This window comes from Nocardioides sp. NPDC101246, assembly GCF_044767415.1.
Taxonomy (GTDB): domain Bacteria; phylum Actinomycetota; class Actinomycetes; order Propionibacteriales; family Nocardioidaceae; genus Nocardioides.
Genome location: NZ_JBIWNX010000008.1, coordinates 270,117 through 290,731, shown reverse-complemented (window position 1 = coordinate 290,731; position 20,615 = coordinate 270,117). Strand labels below are relative to the sequence as shown.

At 69.0% G+C, this 20,615-nt stretch carries 18 protein-coding genes; 4 read left to right on the top strand and 14 right to left on the bottom strand.

Annotated features, from left to right (window positions below):
• Window positions 1–115 precede the first annotated feature (115 nt).
• The 10 genes from ahcY to ACIRON_RS17275 form a co-directional block, all read right to left on the bottom strand.
• The gene (ahcY, locus tag ACIRON_RS17320; RefSeq protein ID WP_402993722.1) at window positions 116–1,555 is read right to left on the bottom strand and encodes an adenosylhomocysteinase; all 1,440 of its coding nucleotides are present in this window, start codon (window positions 1,553–1,555) and stop codon (window positions 116–118) included.
• An 18-nt stretch (window positions 1,556–1,573) separates the two neighbouring features.
• Complete coding sequence (locus ACIRON_RS17315; protein WP_402993720.1) at window positions 1,574–2,836, bottom strand: MFS transporter; 1,263 nt, start codon at window positions 2,834–2,836, stop codon at window positions 1,574–1,576.
• An 80-nt stretch (window positions 2,837–2,916) separates the two neighbouring features.
• Entirely contained in the window at window positions 2,917–3,876 is a 960-nt protein-coding gene (locus ACIRON_RS17310; protein ID WP_402993718.1) for a DUF808 domain-containing protein, read from the bottom strand.
• A 27-nt stretch (window positions 3,877–3,903) separates the two neighbouring features.
• Complete coding sequence (locus ACIRON_RS17305) at window positions 3,904–4,722, bottom strand: substrate-binding periplasmic protein (RefSeq protein WP_402993716.1); 819 nt, start codon at window positions 4,720–4,722, stop codon at window positions 3,904–3,906.
• A gap of 120 nt (window positions 4,723–4,842) precedes the next feature.
• Window positions 4,843–5,655, bottom strand: coding sequence for a substrate-binding periplasmic protein (locus ACIRON_RS17300; protein WP_402993714.1), 813 nt, complete (start codon window positions 5,653–5,655; stop codon window positions 4,843–4,845).
• Window positions 5,656–5,918: 263 nt separating this feature from the next.
• Complete coding sequence (locus ACIRON_RS17295; protein ID WP_402993712.1) at window positions 5,919–6,731, bottom strand: substrate-binding periplasmic protein; 813 nt, start codon at window positions 6,729–6,731, stop codon at window positions 5,919–5,921.
• Window positions 6,732–6,907: 176 nt separating this feature from the next.
• Window positions 6,908–7,939 (bottom strand): SIS domain-containing protein, encoded by a 1,032-nt coding sequence (locus ACIRON_RS17290; protein WP_402993710.1) that lies wholly within the window; start codon window positions 7,937–7,939, stop codon window positions 6,908–6,910.
• A gap of 7 nt (window positions 7,940–7,946) precedes the next feature.
• Window positions 7,947–8,126 (bottom strand): Trm112 family protein, encoded by a 180-nt coding sequence (locus tag ACIRON_RS17285; RefSeq protein WP_402993766.1) that lies wholly within the window; start codon window positions 8,124–8,126, stop codon window positions 7,947–7,949.
• 17 nt (window positions 8,127–8,143) lie between these two features.
• Window positions 8,144–9,532 carry a phosphomannomutase/phosphoglucomutase gene (locus tag ACIRON_RS17280; protein ID WP_402993708.1) on the bottom strand — a complete coding sequence of 463 codons (1,389 nt, stop codon included), beginning with the start codon at window positions 9,530–9,532 and terminating at the stop codon, window positions 8,144–8,146.
• A 19-nt stretch (window positions 9,533–9,551) separates the two neighbouring features.
• A complete protein-coding gene (locus ACIRON_RS17275) occupies window positions 9,552–10,016 on the bottom strand; it encodes a DUF3499 domain-containing protein (RefSeq protein ID WP_350715413.1) in 465 nt (154 codons plus the stop codon).
• Here ACIRON_RS17275 and ACIRON_RS17270 point away from each other — a divergent pair.
• Entirely contained in the window at window positions 10,015–10,431 is a 417-nt protein-coding gene (locus ACIRON_RS17270) for a metallopeptidase family protein (protein WP_091052678.1), read from the top strand. The genes ACIRON_RS17275 and ACIRON_RS17270 overlap by 2 nt on opposite strands.
• Before the next feature lie 650 nt (window positions 10,432–11,081).
• Here the strand turns inward: ACIRON_RS17270 and ACIRON_RS17265 are convergent.
• The 3 genes from ACIRON_RS17265 to ACIRON_RS17255 all read right to left on the bottom strand — a co-directional run bounded on the left by ACIRON_RS17265 (window position 11,082) and on the right by ACIRON_RS17255 (window position 16,228).
• Complete coding sequence (locus ACIRON_RS17265; protein ID WP_402993705.1) at window positions 11,082–12,911, bottom strand: DUF5719 family protein; 1,830 nt, start codon at window positions 12,909–12,911, stop codon at window positions 11,082–11,084.
• Complete coding sequence (locus ACIRON_RS17260; protein WP_402993703.1) at window positions 12,908–15,814, bottom strand: glycosyltransferase; 2,907 nt, start codon at window positions 15,812–15,814, stop codon at window positions 12,908–12,910. The genes ACIRON_RS17265 and ACIRON_RS17260 overlap by 4 nt, the downstream gene beginning before the upstream one ends.
• Window positions 15,815–15,973: 159 nt before the next feature.
• Window positions 15,974–16,228: a WhiB family transcriptional regulator gene (locus ACIRON_RS17255; RefSeq protein WP_008361238.1), complete on the bottom strand. Its 255-nt coding sequence runs from the start codon at window positions 16,226–16,228 to the stop codon at window positions 15,974–15,976.
• A gap of 352 nt (window positions 16,229–16,580) precedes the next feature.
• On the opposite strand from ACIRON_RS17255, the gene cofD reads away from it, so the two are divergent.
• The 3 genes from cofD to ACIRON_RS17240 are packed head-to-tail and all read left to right on the top strand — an operon-like array spanning window position 16,581 to window position 19,416.
• Window positions 16,581–17,594, top strand: coding sequence for a 2-phospho-L-lactate transferase (gene cofD / locus ACIRON_RS17250; RefSeq protein WP_402993701.1), 1,014 nt, complete (start codon window positions 16,581–16,583; stop codon window positions 17,592–17,594).
• Between the two features lie 20 nt (window positions 17,595–17,614).
• Complete coding sequence (locus tag ACIRON_RS17245; RefSeq protein ID WP_402993699.1) at window positions 17,615–18,592, top strand: coenzyme F420-0:L-glutamate ligase; 978 nt, start codon at window positions 17,615–17,617, stop codon at window positions 18,590–18,592.
• A 41-nt stretch (window positions 18,593–18,633) separates the two neighbouring features.
• The gene (locus ACIRON_RS17240; protein ID WP_402993697.1) at window positions 18,634–19,416 is read left to right on the top strand and encodes a DUF3105 domain-containing protein; all 783 of its coding nucleotides are present in this window, start codon (window positions 18,634–18,636) and stop codon (window positions 19,414–19,416) included.
• 109 nt (window positions 19,417–19,525) lie between these two features.
• Here the strand turns inward: ACIRON_RS17240 and ACIRON_RS17235 are convergent, their stop codons facing one another.
• Entirely contained in the window at window positions 19,526–20,602 is a 1,077-nt protein-coding gene (locus ACIRON_RS17235; RefSeq protein WP_402993696.1) for a mannose-1-phosphate guanylyltransferase, read from the bottom strand.
• Between the last annotated feature and the right edge of the window lie 13 nt (window positions 20,603–20,615).

The following is a 20,615-nucleotide window of genomic DNA, read 5'->3' as shown; positions in this document are numbered from 1 at the left end:
GCCGGCGCGGCGCCCCCCCCCCCGCGCCGCCCCCCCGGCCCGCCCGCCCCGCCCCCCCGCCGGCCCCCCCCCCCCCCCCCCCCCCCCCCCCCCTCGGCGGGGGTTCAGACGTTGTTCAGTAGCGGTAGTGGTCCGACTTGTAGGGACCCTCGACCGGGACGCCGAGGTAGTCGGCCTGCTCCTGCTTGAGCTCGGTGAGCTCGACGCCGAGGGCGCCGAGGTGGAGGCGGGCGACCTCCTCGTCGAGCGCCTTGGGCAGCACGTAGACGCCGATCGGGTATTCGTCGGTCTTGGTGAAGAGCTCGATCTGGGCCAGCGTCTGGTTGGTGAACGAGTTCGACATCACGAAGCTCGGGTGACCGGTGGCGTTGCCCAGGTTGAGCAGGCGGCCCTCGGAGAGCACGATGATCTTCTTGCCGTCCTCGAAGATCCACTGGTGGACCTGCGGCTTGATCTCGTCCTTGACGATGCCCGGGATCTTGGCCAGGCCGGCCATGTCGATCTCGTTGTCGAAGTGGCCGATGTTGCCGACGATGGCCTGGTTCTTCATCTTCTCGAAGTGCTCGACCCGGATGATGTCGAAGTTGCCGGTCGTGGTGATGAAGATGTCGGCGGTCTCGATGACCGACTCCAGGCGGCGGACCTCGTAGCCGTCCATCGCCGCCTGCAGCGCGCAGATCGGGTCGATCTCGGTGACGATGACGCGAGCGCCCTGGCCGCGCAGCGACTCCGCCGAGCCCTTGCCGACGTCGCCGTAGCCGCACACGACCGCGACCTTGCCGCCGATCATCACGTCGGTGGCGCGGTTGATGCCGTCGATGAGCGAGTGGCGGCAGCCGTACTTGTTGTCGAACTTGGACTTGGTGACCGAGTCGTTGACGTTGATCGCCGGGAAGAGGAGCGAGCCCTCCTTGAACCGGTCGTAGAGGCGCAGGACACCGGTGGTGGTCTCCTCGGTGACGCCCTTGATGCCGTTGGCGATGTTGGTCCAGCGCTGCGGGTCGTTCGCCAGCGAGCGGTCGAGGACCCGGAGGACCTCCTTGAACTCCTCGTTGTCGGTGGAGTCCTGGCCCGGCACCGCGCCGGCCTTCTCGAACTCGACACCCTTGTGGACGAGCAGGGTGATGTCACCGCCGTCGTCGAGGAGCATGTTCGGGCCGACCTTGTTGCCGGCCTCGTCGGTGAAGTCGAAGACCTTCTCGGCCTCGTCCCAGTACTCCGCCAGGGTCTCGCCCTTCCAGGCGAAGACCGGGGTGCCCTGCGGGTCCTCGGCGGTGCCGTTGCCCACGACGACGGCCGCGGCGGCGTGGTCCTGGGTGGAGAAGATGTTGCAGGTGGCCCAGCGCACGTCGGCGCCGAGCGCGGTCAGCGTCTCGATCAGCACGCCGGTCTGGATCGTCATGTGCAGCGAGCCGGCGATGCGGGCGCCCTTGAGCGGCTGGTCCTTGCCGTAGCGCTCGCGCATGGCCATCAGGCCCGGCATCTCGTGCTCGGCGAGGGAGAGCTCCTTGCGGCCGAACTCGGCCAGGCTCAGGTCGGCAACCTTGTAGTCCATGGTTATTCCTTACCGAAATCAATGCGGGCCTGCGTCGCGCATCTGCGCACCAGCGGGATCTCCCACGCAGGGTCTTCTCAGGGTACAAGCGGCCCTCGGCGTCTGCGGTAATCCTGGACGGCAAACGCCAGGCCAACATCTATGGGCCAGCATCAGGTGACCCGTCACCGCCCCTGCGACCAGGGGCAGCCCTACGAGCGCGACGGCCACCGGCACCCCGATGAGCCCGGAGCCGAGACCGACGAAGGCGTACGTCATCAGGGCGACCGTCTCCTCCCCCACCCCGAGCACGCTGGTGACGGTCGCCCGAGCCGGACCCTGGATGCTGTCCTGGAGACGGGTCTCGGCCACGATCATGGCGTTGTTGAGCAGGCCGTAGCCGAGCGCGATGGCGACGAAGCCCGCATAGGGGTGGACGAGCACACCGAGGGAGATCAGCGCCGCCCCGACCGCGACGACCGCCGCGAGCGTACGCGGGCCCATCCCCGCCGTCCGGCCGGCGAGTGCCGTCCCGACCGCCTGGGCGAGCGTGGCCAGCGAGACCAGGACCGGGACGGTCGTCGCCGCGACCCCGTGCGCATCGGCGACCACCGGGAAGAACTCGTCGTACGCCGTCGTCCCGACCAGCACCGACGCCACCAGCAGCGCCCGGCGCACCGACGGCGTCCGGGACGCCTCGGACAAGCCGGCGCGAAGCATCGCCAGATAGCCGGCGGAGTCGTCGTCCGGGTCACGGCGGCCGTGACGCGCGGACCGGGTCACCGGCAGCGTGGCCGCCAGCAGCCCCTGGACCAACGCCATCCCGACCGATGCCACCCCGACCAGCTGATAACCGCCGGCGAACAGCAACGGGACGGCCGCCAGCTCCGCGAGCAGGGTGCACACCAGTGCCGAGGACCGCGCGTAGCCGATCAGCCTCGGATAGCGCGCGCTCTCGCCGCGTACCACCAGATCGTCGTAGAGCAGCGCCTCGAACGTCCCCGACATCAGCGCACCGGACACGCCCCACAGCACGAACCCCAGGGCGAAGCCGGCGTAGTCCGGCCACCACGTCCAGGCCGCGAAGGCAGCGGCATGGATCAGCGCCGAGACCACCAGCAGGTGACGTCGGTCGACCGTGTCGGCCCAGGCACCGGACGGCACCTCGGCGACGAAGGCCGTCACCGACCAGATCACGAACAGCGACGAGATCTGCCCCGCGGAGAGCCCGTGATCGGCGAAGAGCAGGGCATAGACCGCATAGAGCGGGACCGCGTCACGCGAGGCGTGATAGGCGAGCACACGCAGCGTACGGCTACGCTCGGTGGTGGTGCCTTAGATCGGGTGCATGCTCCGAGGCTAACCCCGGACCCCCGATGGGGTCAGTGCTTTTTCTTGAACGGCAGCAGGTGGAGTACGCCGACCACGATCGAGCCGACGATGAGTCCGACGACCGCGGAGAAGAAGGTGTTGACCAGCCAGGCCGCGGCCGCGCCGACGGCACCGAGGGCGTGGTGGACCTCCTCCTCGAGGTGGTGGACGGTGTCGTAGGGCCACGCCCAACCGGGGTGACCGGCGGCGAGACCGTTGACGTCGTGGACACCGACCAGGATCAGGTGGCCACCGACCCAGAGCATCGCGATGGTGCCGACCACCGAGATCACGGCGAGCACCTTCGGCATGGCCGCGACCATGCCCAGGCCGAGCCGCTGGGCGAACGCGCTGGGGCGCTGGGAGAGCGAGAGCCCGGCGTCGTCCATCTTCACGATCAGGGCGACCACGCCGTAGACCACGACCGTGATCAGGAAGGCGACCGCCACCAGGGCGCCGAGGCGCATCCAGAAGCCCTGGTCGATGACCTCGTTGAGCGCGATCACCATGATCTCGGTGGAGAGGATCAGGTCGGTGCGTACGGCACCGGCGATCATCGTCTTCTCGGCCTCGGGACCTTCCAGGGCGACCGGCGTCTCGTGGGCCTCCTCGTGCGGCCGGACCCATTCCAGGACCTTCTCGACACCCTCGAAGGCGAGGAAGGCGCCGCCGAGCATCAGGATCGGGGTGATCGCCCAGGGCGCCCACTGCGCCAGGACCAGCGCCACCGGCAAGATGATCAGCAGCTTGTTGCGCAGCGAGCCGAACGCGATCTTCTTGATGATCGGCACCTCGCGCTCGGCGGCGATGCCGTGGACATACTGCGGCGTGACCGCGGTGTCGTCGATGACGACACCGGCGGCCTTGGCCGAGGCCTTGCCTGCGGCAGCGCCGACGTCGTCGACGGACGCAGCCGCCAGCTTGGCGATGGCGGCTACGTCATCGAGAAGGGCGAAGAGTCCGGCGCTCATGACTCGAACCTTAGCGGGCGGGTCGGGCTACTCGACGCCCTGCTCCCGGAAGCGCTCCGAGAGCGGGTACTCCTTGAAGTAGTCGGTCTTGATCCGCAGCCAGTCACCGTTGACGATCATCTCGTCGATCGCGTCGTCGGCCTGGTCCCTGAGCCCGTCGCCCTTGCGGAAGACGAAGGCGATGGGGGCCTTGTCGGACGGAAAGACGATCCGCTCCTCCATCGGGATCGGGGCGCTCTTGATCAGCCCGTCGGTGAACGGCGCGTCGTAGAAGAACGAGTCCGCCTTGCCCACGGCGACCGCCTCCAGCGCGGCCGCCTCGTTCTTCCGCTTCACGATCTCGGCCTTGGGGAAGCGAGCCTTGAGGATGCTCTCCTGCGCGGTGCCGTCCACGATGGCGACCCTGGTGCCGTTGACGTCCTTGAGCTTCTTGATCGGGGAGTCCTTCGGGGTCGTGAAGGACAGGTACGTCACGAAGTAGGGGTGCGAGAAGTCGTACGCCTTCTCGCGCTCCTCGGTGACGCTCACCTGCGAGGCGATCATGTCGATCTCGCCTTCGTCGAGCGCGGTGAACAGGTCGGCGAAGTCCATCGGGATGAACGACGGCTTGATGCCGAGCGACTCGGTGACGCCGAGGGCGACCTCGTAGTCGAAGCCCTTCGCGGTGGAACCATCGGTGTAGTAGACCGGCGGGCTGTCCAGCACACCGATCTTGAGCTGGCCGTCATCGGCCGCGCTGCTGCGCCTGGCAGAGGAGGGGCCGGTCGTCTCGACCGTGTTGGAGACCACGATCAGGATCACCAGAAGGGTGACCGCGCCCGCAAGGATGAACTTCAGGGATTTCATACGACGTCCTGGTTGGGGGGAGGGGTGCGCCGAGACACTGTGACCTGGCTGAACCAGGCCAGCGGGCATCGTAGGCTACTGGACTTCAGGCGCCCCAAGGCGGGGCGAGCGGCGTCAAGCTCAGACGCCCTTGTCCTTGAAGACGTCGGACAGCGGGTACTCCTTGAAGTACTCCTTCTTGATCTTCAACCAGTCCCCGTCGAGGATCATCTGCTCGAGAGCCTCGTCGACCAGCTTCTTGCGCTCGTCACCCTTCTGCATGACGAAACCGATCGGAGCGTCGTCGGCCGGGTAGACGATCGCCTCCTTCAAGGTGATCGGCGCCCGGTTGATGATCGGCGCGGTGTAGGGCGCGTCGTAGAAGAACGCGTCGGCCTCGCCAGTCTGGATCGCCTTGACCGCGGAGTCCTCGTCCTTGGCCTTGATGATGTTGACGTCCTTGTACTGCTCGGCGAGGTAGCGCTCGTGGATGGTGCCCTCGACGACCGCGATGTTCTTGCCGTCGATGTCGTCGCGGTTCTTGATGGGCGAGTCCTCCGGAGTAAGGAAGGACAGGTAGGTGACGAAGTAGGGCGCGGTGAAGTCGAAGTCCTGCTTCCGCTCGGCGGTCTCGGTGACCTGGGCGCCGATCATGTCGATCTCGCCGGCCTCGAGCGCGGTGAAGAGGTCACTGAAGTCCATCACCACGAACTCCGGCTTGGCACCCAGACCCTCGGCGACGCCGAGCGCCATCTCGTAGTCGAAGCCTTTGGTCACGCCGTCGACCTTGAAGAAGGCGGGCTCGGTGCCGTCGACACCGATCCGGAGCGTGCCGCCGGCGGCGGCACTCTCCTGGTCGGTCGCCTTGGGGGCGGGGTCGGCGAAGTAGCCGCCGATGACCAGGACCCCTAGGAGGGCCAGGGCGCCGGCGACGACGAACTTGATGTGATTCATGCGGAAGTCCTGTGTTTTCGGGATGGTGGGGCATGCCCGTCACGTCGGCGCCGAGAATCCGAGACGTGCTGGCCAGGAGTGGCCGGACGATGTTGCATCAAACACCCGTCTGCTCCCCCGCGTCCAGGTTTTCGAGGATCGTCGTCACTATCTGTGACCATCCGTGACCGAACCTTCACCGCAGTGGGTGACACAGATCACGCGCATCGTTCACCCTCGGGAAGGCTTCCTCGGCGAACGGAACCAAACGCAGATACCGCACATCAGGCGCCCTTTTCCCTGAAGACCTCAGAGAGCGGGACCGCCTCGAAGTAGTCCGACTTGATCTTCACCCACTCACCGTCGAGGACCATGTCCTCGATGACCCCGTCGATCTGCTCCTTGCGCTCATCACCCTCGCGAACCACGAACCCGATCGGGGCGTCCTCGGCCTGGTAGACGATCGGCTCCGTCAGCGGGATCGGCGCCCCCTTGATGATCGACTCGGAGTAGGGAGCTCCGTAGAAGAACGCGTCAGCCTCACCGCGCCCCATCGACCTGACCGCGGCTTCCGCGTTCTTGGCCTTGATGACGGTGACGTCCTCGTACTGCTCCTCGAGGTAGCGCTCCTGGACGGTGCCCTCGACGACGGCGATGTTCTTGCCGTCGATGTCGTCGCGGCTCTTGATCGCCGAGTTCTGCGGGGCGAGGAAGGACACGTACGTCACGAAGTACGGAACGCTGAAGTCGTACTTCCGCTCCGCCTCCTCGGTCTTGGTGACCTGGGCACCGATCATGTCGATCTTGCCCGCCTCCAGGGCCGGGAAGAGCTCGTTGAACTCCATCTCCACGAACCTCGGCTCCGCGCCCATGCCGTCGGCGACGCTGCGCGCCATCTGGTAGTCGAAGCCCTTGGTCACGCCGTCGACCTTGTAGTACGACGGCTCGGCGCTGTCGACCCCGATCCGCAGCGTGCCGCCGGCCGCGGCGCTCGCCTCGTCGGTCGCCGGCGGGGCGGGGGCGGAGAGTCGGCCGCTGAAGACGATCGCGCCCAAGATGGCAACGGCACCGGCGACGACGAACTTGGTCTGGTTCATGGGAGGGGGATCCTGTTCCAGGGTGGGGGTGTGACCGCTATGTGTCTGATTTGTTGCCAAATCAAACAGCGGCCCGCTCCCCCGCGTCCAGGGGTCGCCCACCATCGCGACGCGTCGCCGATGTCCCTGAGCGTGAGGCATGAGGCAGATCACATGGATCTGTCCGTCATCCGGAATTAACCTTCGTTAACCAGACCCAAACGCAAATACTCCGCGGAGTATGTCCCCTGGAGCAGCAGGGACGCGTAGCGGGCGACCTCCGTGGTCGTGTTCGCCTCGACCACCTCCACCCGTACGCCGCGGGTGTCCGCGGCCTCGGTGAGGGACCGCCGCTGCTCGACCATGATCGGATCGGTCGCACCGTCATCGAGGATGACAAGAACGGGGCGCGCGGAAGACTGCTCCTCGGCGAAGGGGTCGTCGAAGACGTTGCGCGGCCGGGCTGCCTCGAGGACGGGGAGCAGGTCGTCGGCGTCACCGGCGATCGCACCACGGCCGCTGGCCCGGCGCAGGTTCTCGGCGACTCGGCGGGCGGCGCGGGCGGCCAGGACGGAGCCACCCCACACGACCGGGAGCGAGTCGGCCAGCGAGATCGCCAGGATCTTGCCCGGGTTGACCGAGATGTCGCGATGCGGTGAGCAGGCGGTGGCGACGTCGTCGAGCGCGTCGGCCACCTTGTCCGCATCGGCCTCCGGGCCGAGACCGACCGAGTTGAGGTAGGTGAGCATCAGGATCGCCATCGCGAGCGTGTCGCCGCCCTCGACCGGGAGCAGGGTGCTGTCGCGACCCTCGGCGTGCTGGGCGACCAGCGACTTCTCCGGAGCGGCCACGACCAGCTGGGCGCCGCGGCGGACGGCCTCGGCGGCCGCAGAGGCCTCACCCGGGTCGGAGCCGGTCGGGGCCAGCACGACCACGAGGTCGAGGCTTCCGGCCCAGCCCGGCAGGCCCGGAGCGGGCCAGGCGACGAACGGCACCGGGCAGAACGGCTCGAGGACGGCGCGCAGCAGGCGCGAGTCAGGACCTGCGGCGACGACGGCCCGGGGTCGGCCGGTCTCCGCGGCGCGGCGTACGGCCTCCTGCAGGGGCTCGGCGGCACCCGCAGCCTCCCGGCGGACCCGGGCTCCGGACTCGGCCAGGGAGCGCAGCAGCAGGTCGATCCCGGCCAGCGCCCGCTCGTCGTCCAGCCTCGACTCGTCGAACCAGGTCATCGCTGCCTCACTCGCTCTTGGTCGGACGGGCCTCGTCGATGAGCAGGACGGGGATGCCGTCGCGGACCGGGTAGGCCAGGCCGCACTCGCCCTGACAGACCAGCTCACTGTCGGACTCCACCGGCAGCAGGTCGCCGTGGCACTGCGGGCAGACGATGATCTCGAGCAGCTTCTCGCTCAGGCCCAGGGGGGTCGTTGCGCCAGTCATGATGCGTTGTCCTTTCGGATGATCGCGAGCGCCTCGTCGCGCACGCGCTCCATGGTGAGTGTGTCCTTGCCCTCCGCGTTGAGCCGCAGCAGCGGCTCGGTGTTGGAGGCGCGTACGTTGAACGACCAGTCGGCGTGGGAGAGGGTCAGGCCGTCGAGCTTGTCGACGGTGACACCCTCACGCCCGGCGTACGCCTTCTCGATCTCGGCCACGGTGGCGGCCTGGTCGGGGACGGTGGAGTTGATCTCGCCGCTCATCGGATAGCGAGCGTAGGCGGCCAGCAGCTCGCTCAGCGGCTGGTCGGTCTCGGCGAGGGCGCCGAGGACGTGCAGCGCGGCGAGCATGCCGGAGTCGGCACGCCAGAAGTCACGGAAGTAGAAGTGGCCGCTGTGCTCGCCACCGAAGGCCGCCTCGGACTCGGCCATCACGGCCTTGATGTAGGAGTGGCCGACGCGGGTGCGTACCGGGGTGCCGCCGAGCTCGGTGACGATCTCGGGGACCGCGCGGGAGGTGATCAGGTTGTGGATGATCGTGGCACCCGGCTCCTGAGCCAGGGCCCGCTCGGCGATCAGGGCGGTGATCGCGCTCGGGCTGACCACCTCGCCCTTCTCGTCCACCAGGAAGCAGCGGTCGGCGTCGCCGTCGAAGGCCAGGCCCGCGTCGGCGCCGGTCTCGCGCACCTTCGCCTGCAGATCGACCAACGTGGTCGAGTCGAGCGGGTTGGCCTCGTGGTTGGGGAAGGTGCCGTCGAGCTCGAAGTACATCGGGATCAGCTCGACGGCCTCGGTGCCCAGGCGGCCGAAGACCGCCGGCGCGGTGTGGCCGGCCATGCCGTTGCCCGCGTCTGCGACGACGGTGAGCCGGCGACCCTTGACCGGGGCCAGACCGAGCAGGTGCGCGGCGTACGCCTCCAGCACATCGGTCTCGCTGATGCTGCCCGCGACGTCGGCGATCGGAACCTCACCGGAGATGACCAGGTCACGGATCTCGTCGAGCCCGGTCTCGGCGCCGACCGGGACCGCGTTGGCGCGGCACAGCTTGATGCCGTTGTACTGCGCCGGGTTGTGGCTGGCGGTGAACATCGCGCCCGGCAGCCCGAGGTGGCCGGAGGCGAAGTAGAGCTCGTCGGTCGAGGCCAGCCCGATCATCGTCACGTCGGCGCCGGCCTCGGTCGCACCCTCGGCGAAGGCTCCCGCGAGCGCCGGGGAGCTGGGGCGCATGTCGTGGCCGACGACGATCTCGCCGCTACGGGCGCCGGTGACGTGCACGAAGGCCCGCCCGGCGCGTCGGGCAAGGTTCTCGTCGATCTGATCAGGGACGGTGCCACGGACGTCGTACGCCTTGAAGACGGCGTTGGCGATGTCGGGGTCGACTCTCTCCGGCATGTCCGGAACTCTAGTCGTCCTACTCCGAGGTCAGCACGCGGAGGTGTCCGCGGCGGGTGCCGCCCGGACGGGGCTGGCCCTTGTCGAATCCAGTGTTCGCCCCCGGCTCGTCGGCGTCGTCCTGCCCAGGGGCCCCGACGGGCCCTCGCGGAGAGGGAGCCGGCGGCCTCGCGGCCTCACGGACAGCATCGGCCAGCGCGAGCAGGTCGTCACCCTTGGGCTGCGGGTCGACCGGCTCACGGGCCAGCCGGACCACCTCCCAACCACGGGGCGCGGACAGCCGCTCGGCATGCTCCTCGCACAGGTCGTAGGCATGCGGCTCGGCATAGGTCGCCAGCGGGCCGAGAACGGCCGTCTGGTCGGCGTACACATAGGTGAGCGTGCAGACGGCTTGACGCTGGCAGGCGGTACGCGAACAACGACGAGCAGTCACGGGTGAACCGTACTCCCCTGAGGCCAGCCGCGCAGTTAGGCTCGCGTACATGACCAGGCACAGGGATCGGCACGGCCGTGGGACACGTGGCCCGATCGCCGTTCCCACCGACCCGAAGGTGCCGGTCCTGCGCACCCGCCGGGAGCGGTTCGACGACATCGCACTCGCCATCGTGACCGAGATCGACGGTCGCTGGCAGTCCCGGCTCGGCCTGATCGAGTACGCCGTCGAGGAGTCGCCCGACATCCCGAAGGAGTGGACCGTCGAGGATCACATCCCGCTCGGGTCGCTCGAGCGTGGCTCCGGCGCGAACCCGGCCCGGCTGGTGATCTACCGGCGGCCGATCGAGCACCGCTGCCACACCCGCTCCGAGGTCGAGGCGATGGTGCTCATGGTTGTGGTCGAGCAGATCGCCGACCTGCTCGGGATTGCGGCTGAGGATGTCGATCCTCGGTATCAGCCCTGATCCTGGGGCGGTCTGGTTTTAGGGCGCTTGGGTGCTGTGTTTTTGTGGTTGGGGTGGGCCGCCGACCCTCTCTTTGAGGGTCTTCTCGACCTGGCCCGGAGTCAAGGACGGCCTGCGGCCGCCGGCTTCGCCGGTCGCCTTCGGCGATCCTTGACACCGGACCATGTCGAGAAAAGATTTGGCTGGCTATCGGGGCGGCGGCCCGGGTGTGGTCGCGGGAAACCGCCCCGGGCAGGGGAAGGCTTCTACGGGCGAACGAAAATTCGTTCGCCCCCACCGAGCAAGGACTCCTCCAGCGGAAAGAAAATTCCTTCCACCAGCAGAGTCCACACCCGGAGGGGACAACTCAGGAGCGAACGAAAATTCGTTCGCCGTCCACCCCGCCCACCAACACCAGCGAAACGCTCAGCCGAGTCCCAGGCCCCCACCCAACCCAGACCTCCGCACCAAACCCCTGCCGCCGACCCGATAACCAGCCAAAATTCTCGGCGACGGCCGGCGTCAAGGATCGCCGAAGGCGACCGGCGTCAGCCGGCGGCCGAAGGCCGTCCTTTACTCCGGACGCCGCCGAGAACACCCTCCCCGAAAGGGTCGGCGGCAAACCCCAACCACAAACACCCCGACCAACACGCGGCCAAGAAAAGGAGACCTCAGGGCTCCAACGGCAACGGCAACCCCGGAGCAACCCCAGCAGTACGAACCTCGGTTCGCAACGGCCGGAACGGAACCACCGCATCCCCATCCCCGCTCATCACCACAGCAGCGTTGACCGGGACACCCTCGGGCACCAACTGGATCAGGGCCGCCTCCGCAGGCACCTCGACCTCGGCACCGAGTCCGGGACCGACCTTGACGGACTTGGCCTTGAGCGCCTTGCCCTTCGCGGTCATCGGGACCACCTTGACGGTGCCGCTGGGCCCGGTCTTGGTGACCGGACCGGAGATCAGGACCCGCTTCTTGCCGACGCCGGCGCCGGCCGGGACGACGGCCGCGGTCGGCTCCGAGATGGTCTCGGTGGCCGTCGTGATCGCGACGTCACCGCCGTCGACCGAGCGCATCGCGGTGGCGACCGGGCCGGTGGCGACGATCTCGACGCCGTACGCGTCGCTGGCGCTGTCCTTGCCGAGCAGCTTGGTCAGGTCGACCTGCATCTGCCCGTTGGGCGGCACCTTGATCTCCGGAGCACCCTCCGGGGTGAGCACGTTCTTCGGGGTGAGCAGGCGCAGCTCGGCGCTCACCTGGGCATCGCCCGGGTTGGTGACGGTGAGCGTGCGGCTCGCGGAGCTGTTCGGGTAGCCGACCAGCAGGTTGGTCTCGGCCGGCGCCGACTGGCCCGGGAAGTAGTCCTCGGTGGCCTTCTGCGACTCCAGCGCGATGGCACGGTCACGGACCATCGCCCCGGCCTGGCCGCGTACGACCGTGGTCTTCAGGGAGAGCTCGCCCTTGCGCGGGATCACGTGCAGCAGGTCGAAGGTGCGGGTGGTGTTGCCGGGGATCGCGACGCCGCGGAGTTCCTCGGGGACCGCCACCACGCCCTTCTCGTCGTAGAGCGAGATGTCGACCGTGGCCGCGCCGCTGTTGGGGTTGGTGAGCTCGAGGATCGAGTTGTGGGTCGCACCCGCACCGACGCCGGGGAACCACGCCTCCGCCTGCGGGGGAATGCACCCCGTCGCCGCGAGCGGCTTGGTCGTCGAACGTCCGGCGACCAGCCCGGGGGCGACCTCCTTGCCCGCCTTGACCACGACCGAACCGGGCTTGACCGACGCGCTGGTGACCTTGCCGGATCCCACGGTGGTCTCCGCGCCGTTGCCGGCGCCCGGACCGCTCAGCGTGACCTTGCCGGACCCGTCGGCGGCGTTGGTGACGGCGACCTGGTCGGCGCCGGACTTCGGCTTGCCGGGGCACACCACGGTGGCCGCCGTCGGCGCGCTGCTGTCGGCGGCCAGCTTCGGCTGCTCCCACTGGTGGGGCCGGTTGAGCAGCAGCGCCACTGCCATCGCGCCGACCAGACCCAGCGCCACCAGCACGGTGTTGTCGAGACGACGGCCGCGCTGCCTGCGTACGCGGCGCAGCCGGGGTCGAGCAGCGGCCGCTGCCGCGGCGGCAGCCGCCATCCGTCCGCCCTTGGCACGATCCGGCTCTGACTCCTGCTCGAGCTCCGGCTCCCCCGCCCGCATCTCGTCCGCGGTCGGCCAGGCCTCGAACTCCGGCTCGTAGGCAGGCTGGAACTCCCCGGTCCGGTAGTCACCTTCGTAGGGCGGCGGGTAGCCCGTCTGCGCGAGCATCTGTCCGGTCTCCGGGCCGGGCACATAAGGCTCCTGGGCGTAGAGCTGCTCCGGGGTGTAGCCCTCCGGCGGCGTCTGGGCCGTCTGACCCGTGTAGGGGTCGGCATACGGGTCCAGCATCCACGGCTCCTGGCCGTAGACGTCGTCGGCCTGCGGCTCGTGCGAGCGGTCGTAGGGGTCACGTGAATGGCTCATGCCGACTCCCTCCTCTGGATCAGCGTCGGCAGGCACAGGACCAGGACCACGAACAGCCCGATCCCGGACAGGACCAACAGGATCGTGCGGATGATGGACTGGGACTCGGTCACGCCCGGGTCGCTCGGCTCGGAGTCGAGCAGCCAGGCACGCGTCGAGCGCTCGACGGTGCTCGCCTGGGTCACCGACCCGGAGGCGTCGATCCCCTCGGCGACGGAGGAGTCGGCCGGGCCGGGCATCACGATGTAGGCCACGCCCTGGGCGGCCAGATCACCGATCACCGCGTCGTCGGGGTCGGCGGCGAGGCGGCGTACGACTCCGGTGAGCTCCTCGGAGCCACCGGCGACCTGCGCGATCTCGTCCTCACCGAGGGTGATCCCGTCGTTGCGGAGGACCGCGTAGCGGATGCCCTCGTCGACCGAGCCGCGCAGCACGAGGACGCCGTCCTCGGGCCCGAGGGTGGTCGAGGTCGGGTCGAGCATGTAGGAGGGCACTCCGATGTGGCCGAGGGCCCGGGTGTTGTCGGTGAGGTTGCCGGTGCCGGCGTAGACGAACCAGCCGAGGCTGCCGACGACACCGACCGCCGCGACCGCGGCCGCCGCGCCGACCATGACCTTCCGCAGCCCGCTGAGGCCGTCGAGGATGGCCCCCTGGGCACCCAGCACCGCCGCGACCACCGCGAAGCCCTGGATGGCGACCAGCGGGAAGCCCCAGCCGACCCGGGCGATGCCGGCGTCGAGCGGGATCGGGATCCAGGACAGCAGCATCGTGACGACCGCGGTTGCGACCGCGCCGATCCAGCAGACCATGACCGGGATCCGGGTGCGGCTCGGGATCAGTGCGAGCACGGCCAGCAGCGGCAGCGCCAGGCCCAGCCACCACGGGGCGCCGAGATCGGCACCGTCGAGCCCGGTGAGACGGCCCACGAGCAGGTCGAACCCGCCTGCGGCCGGAGCCGGCAGCCTGCCCGGGTCGAGCAGCAGACCGGCCCAGCCGCCGGAGAAGATCGCCGGCAGCCACCATGGAAGCAGCAGCCCGACCGGTGTCGCGATGGCCGCGGCGGGCGGACCCCACTGGTCGCGGTCACTGAGCACGGCGGGCATCAGCCGGCGGGCGACGATGAAGATGACCGCCGCGAAGACGGCCGCGACCAGGAAGGCCATCGGAGCGAAGGCGGTGATGACGGTGAGCAGCAGGCCGGTGCGCCACCCGGCGCGCCAGCGGCGGTCGGCGACGGGGTCACTGAACCCGAGCGCGGCGTGGGCGAGCCAGGGCAGCAGCGCGCCGACGACGACCGCACCGATCCGGCCGTCACCGAAGGCACCGCTGACGTAGGGAACCAGGGCGTACGCCGTCGCACCCCACAGCAGCAGCCAGCGAGGGGCGCCGAGGTGGCTGATCAGCCGGCCCGCGACCCGCAGCAGCCGCCACGCGCCACCGAGCGCGACCGGGAAGCTGAGCAGCATGACACCGGCGACCGCCAGGCTCGGGTTGCCGCCGAGGAATGTGGCGAGCACTGCCAGCGGGAAGACGTGCGGCGGCGCGGGCACACCGGTGCCCTGCGAGATCGCGTGCCACGACTCGAACTGCAGCTGCCACCAGTCGCCCACGTTCTGCGGCGTCGGCCCGAGACCGCTGCCGGCCACACCGCCGAGCGCCGCACGGGCGCCGATGACGCCGAGGATGCCGATGACGACCAGGAGCACCGCGACCGGGTTGGTGAACAGACGCACCAGCCAGCCGGTCTCGGCGGGGATCTCGTCCTCCTCCAGCTGGGCCCGCTCGGCCTGGCGCTTGGCGGCGAAGGAGGCCGGATCGGCCTCGGCCTGGGCCATCTGGCGCCGCTCGGCGATGTCGGAAGCCTGCTGGGTGATCGCGTTGGCGACGTCGGAGACGAAGTCGAGCCCGTGCCGGTAGGGCAGCCACGGTGGCGGCAGCAGCGCCTTGACCACGTCCTTGTCGGCGTGCGCCTGCTTCCGGCGCCGCCGCTTGGCCAGCATGATCTGGCCGGTGTGGCCGTAGATCCAGCCCAGCGCTCCCAGGTCGTCGAGCGCCGCCCCGGGATCGCGCACCAGGATGAAGCCGAGCATCCTCCACAGGGTCTGGAAGAAGAACCGGACCATCGTGAACGGGAGCATCCCCGGCCGGCCGTTGACCAGCAGGGTGTAGAGCGCGGCCCGTCGCTCCTGGTAGTGGATCCGGCGCCCGGTCAGCTGCGTCTTGCGTACGCCGCGGTGGGCCGCCTCCACGTGGAAGACAACAGCGTCCGGGACGGCGATGGTCGTGAAGCCGGCGTTGGCGGCCCGCCAGCCGAGGTCCATGTCGGTGCCGAGGACCGGGAGGTGCTTGTCGAAGCCGCCGAGGTATTCGAGGACCTCGCGGCGGATCAGCATGCCGGCGGTGTTGACGGCCAGGACGCGGCGTACCTCGTCGTGCTGGCCCTGGTCGTACTCGCCGCGCTCCAGGCCGGTCTCCCGGTTGCCGGTGACCGAGATCGAGACACCGAGCTCGAGCATCCTGCGCAGCGAGGGCCACTCCCGGATCTTGGGGCCGAGGATGTCGGCCTCCGGGTATTCCTCGGCGGCGTTGAGCAGGGTCGACAGCGCGTGCGGGTCGGGGGTGGAGTCGTCGTGGAGGAACCAGATCCACTCCGGCGGCTGGGCCGCCTGGTGAAGGATGGCGAGCGCCTCGTTGGCCGCGTCCGCGAACGTCGTCGACGCCGGGAGCTTGACCACCTGGGCGAAGGTCTCCTCCAGGATCTCGACCGACCTGTCGGTCGAGCCGGTGTCGATCGTGACGGCAAAGCTCACCGGAGCCTGCTGGTTCCGGATCCCGTCGATGACGGTTGGAAGCCAGCCGGCGCCGTTATGAGAGACGAGGACGAGGGCGACCGACGCGTGCACGATCGGCAACCCTAGTGCCCAACCGGTGATAGTCCGAATGGACCTGTCGGGCGATCGGGACACGCCCCCTCAGGTATTTGCCCCGAAATGATCAGCAGGCCCGGACCGTGACGGTCCGGGCCTTGCTGGCTCGTGCTTGGTTGCGACTGTCAGTGAATCTCAGACAGCGCGCTTCTTCAGCTTGCGGCGCTCCCGCTCGGAGAGTCCACCCCAGATTCCGAAGCGCTCGTCGTTGCCCAGAGCAGACTCAAGGCAGTCCTGGCGCACCTCGCAGGTCTGGCAGACCTTCTTGGCCTCCCGAGTCGATCCACCCTTCTCAGGGAAGAACGCCTCCGGATCCGTCTGCGCGCACAGGGCGCGCTCCTGCCAGCCCCCTTCGTCGGTGTCCGGCTCGAGGAGAAACAGCTCTCTCATCGTCTTTCCGACCTTTCGACCCTATTCAGCTTGTTTTTGGGACCGTGACCCCGTCTCGGGCCAGTCACCTCACGCCATCGGCAGGTAACCGATCCCCCCGTTTTTTGCGGGAACTGCCTCTTGTTACGACCTGGGCCGTCACTTTGATGCAGTTCCCTGACGAAATTTTCCCGAGATATCCAAGCACTGTGTCCACAGTTGTCGGTCCCCGGTTCAATTTCGAATCACACTGATGAAATTACATGCCTGTCGGTGCCACAAGTCAACCCTCAAATCTGCTAGGGCGGCATTAGCACCGGCTTTAAGCACCGGCTGGAGCAGGGTTGCTGGCCCCGTCTGAGAGGCTAGGGCCATGCGTGACATCACCGTTCTCTCCGGCGGCCATGGCGGCTCGAAGTTCATCTCCGGGCTCCTCCACGGCATCTCTGCCGGCCGTGTTCCAGGCATTAGGGAAGATGCCCGGGTCACCGTGATCGCCAATACCGCCGACGATCTGTGGATGCACGGCGTCAAGGTCTGTCCCGACCTCGACACGGTGATGTACACCCTTGGCAACGGATTCGACCACGAGCGCGGCTGGGGCCGCAAGGCCGAGACCTGGTCGATCAAGGACGAGCTCGAGGCCTACGGGGTGCCCGGGACCTGGTTCGGGCTCGGCGACCGAGACATCGCCACCCATCTCGTACGCACCCAGATGCTCGAGGCCGGGTTCTCGTTGTCGCAGGTCACCGCCGCGTTGTGCGAACGCTGGCTGAAGCCTGTATGGGACGACCGTGTGCAGCTGCTGCCGATGACCGACGACCGCGTCGAGACCCATGTGGCGATCAAGGACGAGAATTCACCCAGTGGACTCTCAGTCGTTCACTTCCAGGAATACTGGGTACGTCTCCGGGCCGGCGTTCCTGTCGAGAAATTGATCTTCGTGGGGCAGGACGAGTCGAAACCCGGACCCGGGGTGATGGACGCGTTGCTGAATTCCGACCTCGTGATCGTGCCCCCGTCCAACCCGGTGGTCTCGATCGGGACCATCCTCGGCGTACCCGGGATCCGGGAGGGCCTGGTCGCCACCTCGGCCCCTGTGGTGGGGATCTCGCCGATCATCAGCGGTCATCACGTACGCGGCATGGCGGAGCAGATGCTCGCCGCCATCGGCGTCGACGCGACCGCCGCCGGAGTCGGTCTGCATTATGGGACGCGAGGCGCGGGCGGGGTCCTCGACGCCTGGCTCGTCGACACCGCGGACGCCGCCGCGGTGCCCGCGCTCACCGAGTCGGGACTGAAGGCGGCGGCCGTCCCGCTGTGGATGTCCTCCGAGGACGCGACTGCCGACATCGCCGCCGCCGCGGTCGAGCTGGTCAACCGATGACGCGGCCCACGAACAGGCCGATGAGCGGGCTGGGCATCACCGTCACCGCCCCTGACGGCGTACCCGAGGTGCGTAAGGGCGACGACCTCGCCGCCCTGCTCCTCACTGCACTCGACTCCGGCCTGGAGTCCCCACTGGCCGACGGGGACATCGTCGTGGTCACCTCGAAGGTCGTCTCCAAGGCCGAGGGTCAGGTGCGGGAGGGCAACCGGGACGACGCGCTCCCCGGCGAGACGACGCGGGTGGTGGCCCGACGCGGGCCGACCCAGATCGTGCGCAGCCGCCTGGGGCTGACCATGGCCGCTGCCGGGATCGACGCCTCCAACGTCGAGGCCGGCCACATCGTGCTGCTCCCGCTGGACCCCGACGCCTCCGCGCGGGCCCTGCGCGCCACGCTCCGCGACCGAACCGGCGCGAACGTCGGGGTGATCATCACCGACACCGCCGGACGCGCCTGGCGCGACGGGCAGACCGACATCGCCATCGGCGCCGCCGGTCTCGAGGTGCTGGAGAGCTTCGCCGGCCAGGTCGACGCCTACGGCAACGATCTCGTCGTCACCGCCCCCGCCGTCGTCGACGAGATCGCGTCGGCGGCCGAGATCTCCCAGGGCAAGCTGGGCGCGCGGCCGTTCGCGGTCCTGCGCGGCCGGGCGGACCTCGTCCGCGAGCCCGGTGACGACGGACCGGGGGCGAACGCGCTCATCCGCCCCGAGGGTTCGGACTTCTTCGGCTTCGGGGCCCGGGAGGCCGTCGTACGCGCTCTGAAGGGTGCCGCCGAGGACCAGGCTCCGTTCGGTGCGCCGGCGAGCGTCGAGGAGCTCTCCGCGGCCGTCGCGGAGGTGACCGGGACCGCCCCCGTCCCGCACCAGGACGGGCTTCGGGTGGCCGGAGCCGACCCCGCGGTGATGGCCGCGCTGGCCTTCGCCCACGGCTGGCGGTGCGAGCGCGAGGAGAAGAATCACGGGGCAACTTCCCTTCTGCTACCACTGACCACCTAGAATCTGCGCGTCCCGACAAAAGACCCGAGGTACGCCGAACAGTGGCCAACAAGTCGCTCAACAAAGACCGCAAGGCGGTCATCAACGACATCCGCAAGAAGCAGGGCCGCGCAGAGCGCGTCCGTGGTGCGGCGATCGTCGGTGTCTGCGTCGTCATCGCCCTCGTGATCGTGGGTGCCGCTGCCTGGGGCCCGGTCACGGGCTTCTTCAAGGACAGGGAGTTCAACGACGTCGCGCTGCAGGACATCGGCAAGAGCGCCAAGGCCGCCGGCTGCCAGAAGGTGACCGAGATGGCCGCCGACGGCAACCAGAACCACATCGCCACCGGCACCGAGCAGACCTACACCACTGCTCCCCCGGCCTTCGGTCCGCACTGGAACGAGGCCAACGTCGCGCCTGCCGACATGTCGCGCAAGTTCTACACCGCCGACGACCGCCCCGACCTCGAGGCGCTGGTGCACAACCTCGAGCACGGCTACACGATCGTGTGGTACGACGACACCGTCTCCGAGGACGAGCTGGACGAGCTCCGGGCCATCGGCCAGAAGTTCTCCGGCACCTCCAACTTCCGCTACAAGTTCATCGCGGCCCCGTGGACCGCTGCCGACGCCAAGGAGACCGCGGTCGCCGGCGACAAGAAGACCGAGTTCCCCTCGGGCACCCACATCGCCATGACCCACTGGTACGCCGACGCCGCCAACCCGACCGAGGCGTCCACCCAGAAGGGCGTCTTCCAGTACTGCGAGGGTGTCTCCGGCGTGGCGATCAAGGACTTCATGGAGAAGTACCCCTACACCGACAGCCCCGAGGCCCAGGCCATGTGAGACCTGCCCTCAGGACGTATGACACGGCCGTCTCCCTTCGGGGAGACGGCCGTCTCATTCCGCCGGTCGAGCACGCCTCCGCCTAGCGGCTCCGGCGGCTCGACCAGCGCTAAGTGAGGTCTGTGCGGTCGGAGTCGTTGAGGGCGGCGACGATCTTCTTGACCTGCTGGGCATGGGTGCGGGTGGTGACCAGGACGGCGTCGTCGGTGTCGACGACGACGATGTCCTCGAGGCCGATGAGGGCGATCATGCGGCCCGAGTGGGGCACGACCAGACCGGTGGAGTCGAGGGCGTGGACGAGCGAATCGTCACCGAGGATCGTGGGGCCCTCGGGCGAGGCGGTGGTGGCGGCCTGGAGCAGCGTCGCCAGCGAGTCGAAGTCGCCGATGTCGTCCCAGCCGAGGTCGGCGGGCACCGTGGCGACCTTGCCCGCGGCGGCAGCGGGCTCGGCGACCGCGTGGTCGACCGCGATCTTCGGGAGCGTCTCCCACAGCTCCTCGAGCCGTGACGGCTCCGCGGCGATGGCCCGCAGCCGGTCGGTGAAACCGGGGTCCGACTCCGCGAGCAGGTCGAGGAGGACGGTGGGACGCACGACGAACATCCCGGCGTTCCAGCGGTAGCGGCCGGTCGCGAGATACCCGGCGGCGACCTCGGCCGACGGCTTCTCGACGAACTCGTCGACCAGGTAGGCCCCCGGGTGACCGTCCAGCGGCTTGCCCTCGGCGATGTAGCCGAACGCGGTCGAGGCGAAGGTCGGCGAGATCCCGATCGTGACCAGCCAGCCGTCCGCGGCGATGGCCGCGGCGCTGCGTACGGTCTCGTGGAAGTTGTCGATGTTGCGGATCACGTGGTCGGCCGCGAAGGAGCCCATCACGGCCTCCGGGTCGCGCCGCTCCAGGAAGGCCGCGGCCAGGCCGATAGCGGCCATCGAGTCGCGCCCGCTCGGCTCGGCCAGGATCGCGTCGTGCGGCACCTCGGGCAGCTGCTCGCACACGGCCCGCTCGTGGACCGCGCCGGTCACCACCATGATGCCGTCGGAGACGGGCTCGAGGCGGTCGTAGGTCTCCTGCAGGAGGGTACGTCCGTGGCCGGTGAGGTCGCGCAGGAACTTCGGCTCCGAGGACCGCGAGAGCGGCCACAGCCGGGTGCCGGCACCACCAGCGGGGATCACTGCCCAGAACGTCATGCGGCACACCTTA

What these genes read in the sequence shown, in the direction of transcription:
- ACIRON_RS17270 (WP_091052678.1), top strand. Translation starts at nt 10,015, where the DNA reads ATGACCAGGCACAGGGATCGGCACGGCCGTGGGACACGTGGCCCGATC.
- ACIRON_RS17255 (WP_008361238.1), bottom strand. Translation starts at nt 16,228, where the DNA reads ATGAGAGAGCTGTTTCTCCTCGAGCCGGACACCGACGAAGGGGGCTGG.
- ACIRON_RS17300 (WP_402993714.1), bottom strand. Translation starts at nt 5,655, where the DNA reads ATGAATCACATCAAGTTCGTCGTCGCCGGCGCCCTGGCCCTCCTAGGG.
- ACIRON_RS17245 (WP_402993699.1), top strand. Translation starts at nt 17,615, where the DNA reads ATGAGCGGGCTGGGCATCACCGTCACCGCCCCTGACGGCGTACCCGAG.
- ACIRON_RS17280 (WP_402993708.1), bottom strand. Translation starts at nt 9,532, where the DNA reads ATGCCGGAGAGAGTCGACCCCGACATCGCCAACGCCGTCTTCAAGGCG.
- ACIRON_RS17290 (WP_402993710.1), bottom strand. Translation starts at nt 7,939, where the DNA reads ATGACCTGGTTCGACGAGTCGAGGCTGGACGACGAGCGGGCGCTGGCC.
- ACIRON_RS17235 (WP_402993696.1), bottom strand. Translation starts at nt 20,602, where the DNA reads ATGACGTTCTGGGCAGTGATCCCCGCTGGTGGTGCCGGCACCCGGCTG.
- ACIRON_RS17305 (WP_402993716.1), bottom strand. Translation starts at nt 4,722, where the DNA reads ATGAAATCCCTGAAGTTCATCCTTGCGGGCGCGGTCACCCTTCTGGTG.
- ACIRON_RS17310 (WP_402993718.1), bottom strand. Translation starts at nt 3,876, where the DNA reads ATGAGCGCCGGACTCTTCGCCCTTCTCGATGACGTAGCCGCCATCGCC.
- ACIRON_RS17265 (WP_402993705.1), bottom strand. Translation starts at nt 12,911, where the DNA reads ATGAGCCATTCACGTGACCCCTACGACCGCTCGCACGAGCCGCAGGCC.
- ACIRON_RS17275 (WP_350715413.1), bottom strand. Translation starts at nt 10,016, where the DNA reads ATGTACGCGAGCCTAACTGCGCGGCTGGCCTCAGGGGAGTACGGTTCA.
- ahcY (WP_402993722.1), bottom strand. Translation starts at nt 1,555, where the DNA reads ATGGACTACAAGGTTGCCGACCTGAGCCTGGCCGAGTTCGGCCGCAAG.
- cofD (WP_402993701.1), top strand. Translation starts at nt 16,581, where the DNA reads ATGCGTGACATCACCGTTCTCTCCGGCGGCCATGGCGGCTCGAAGTTC.
- ACIRON_RS17295 (WP_402993712.1), bottom strand. Translation starts at nt 6,731, where the DNA reads ATGAACCAGACCAAGTTCGTCGTCGCCGGTGCCGTTGCCATCTTGGGC.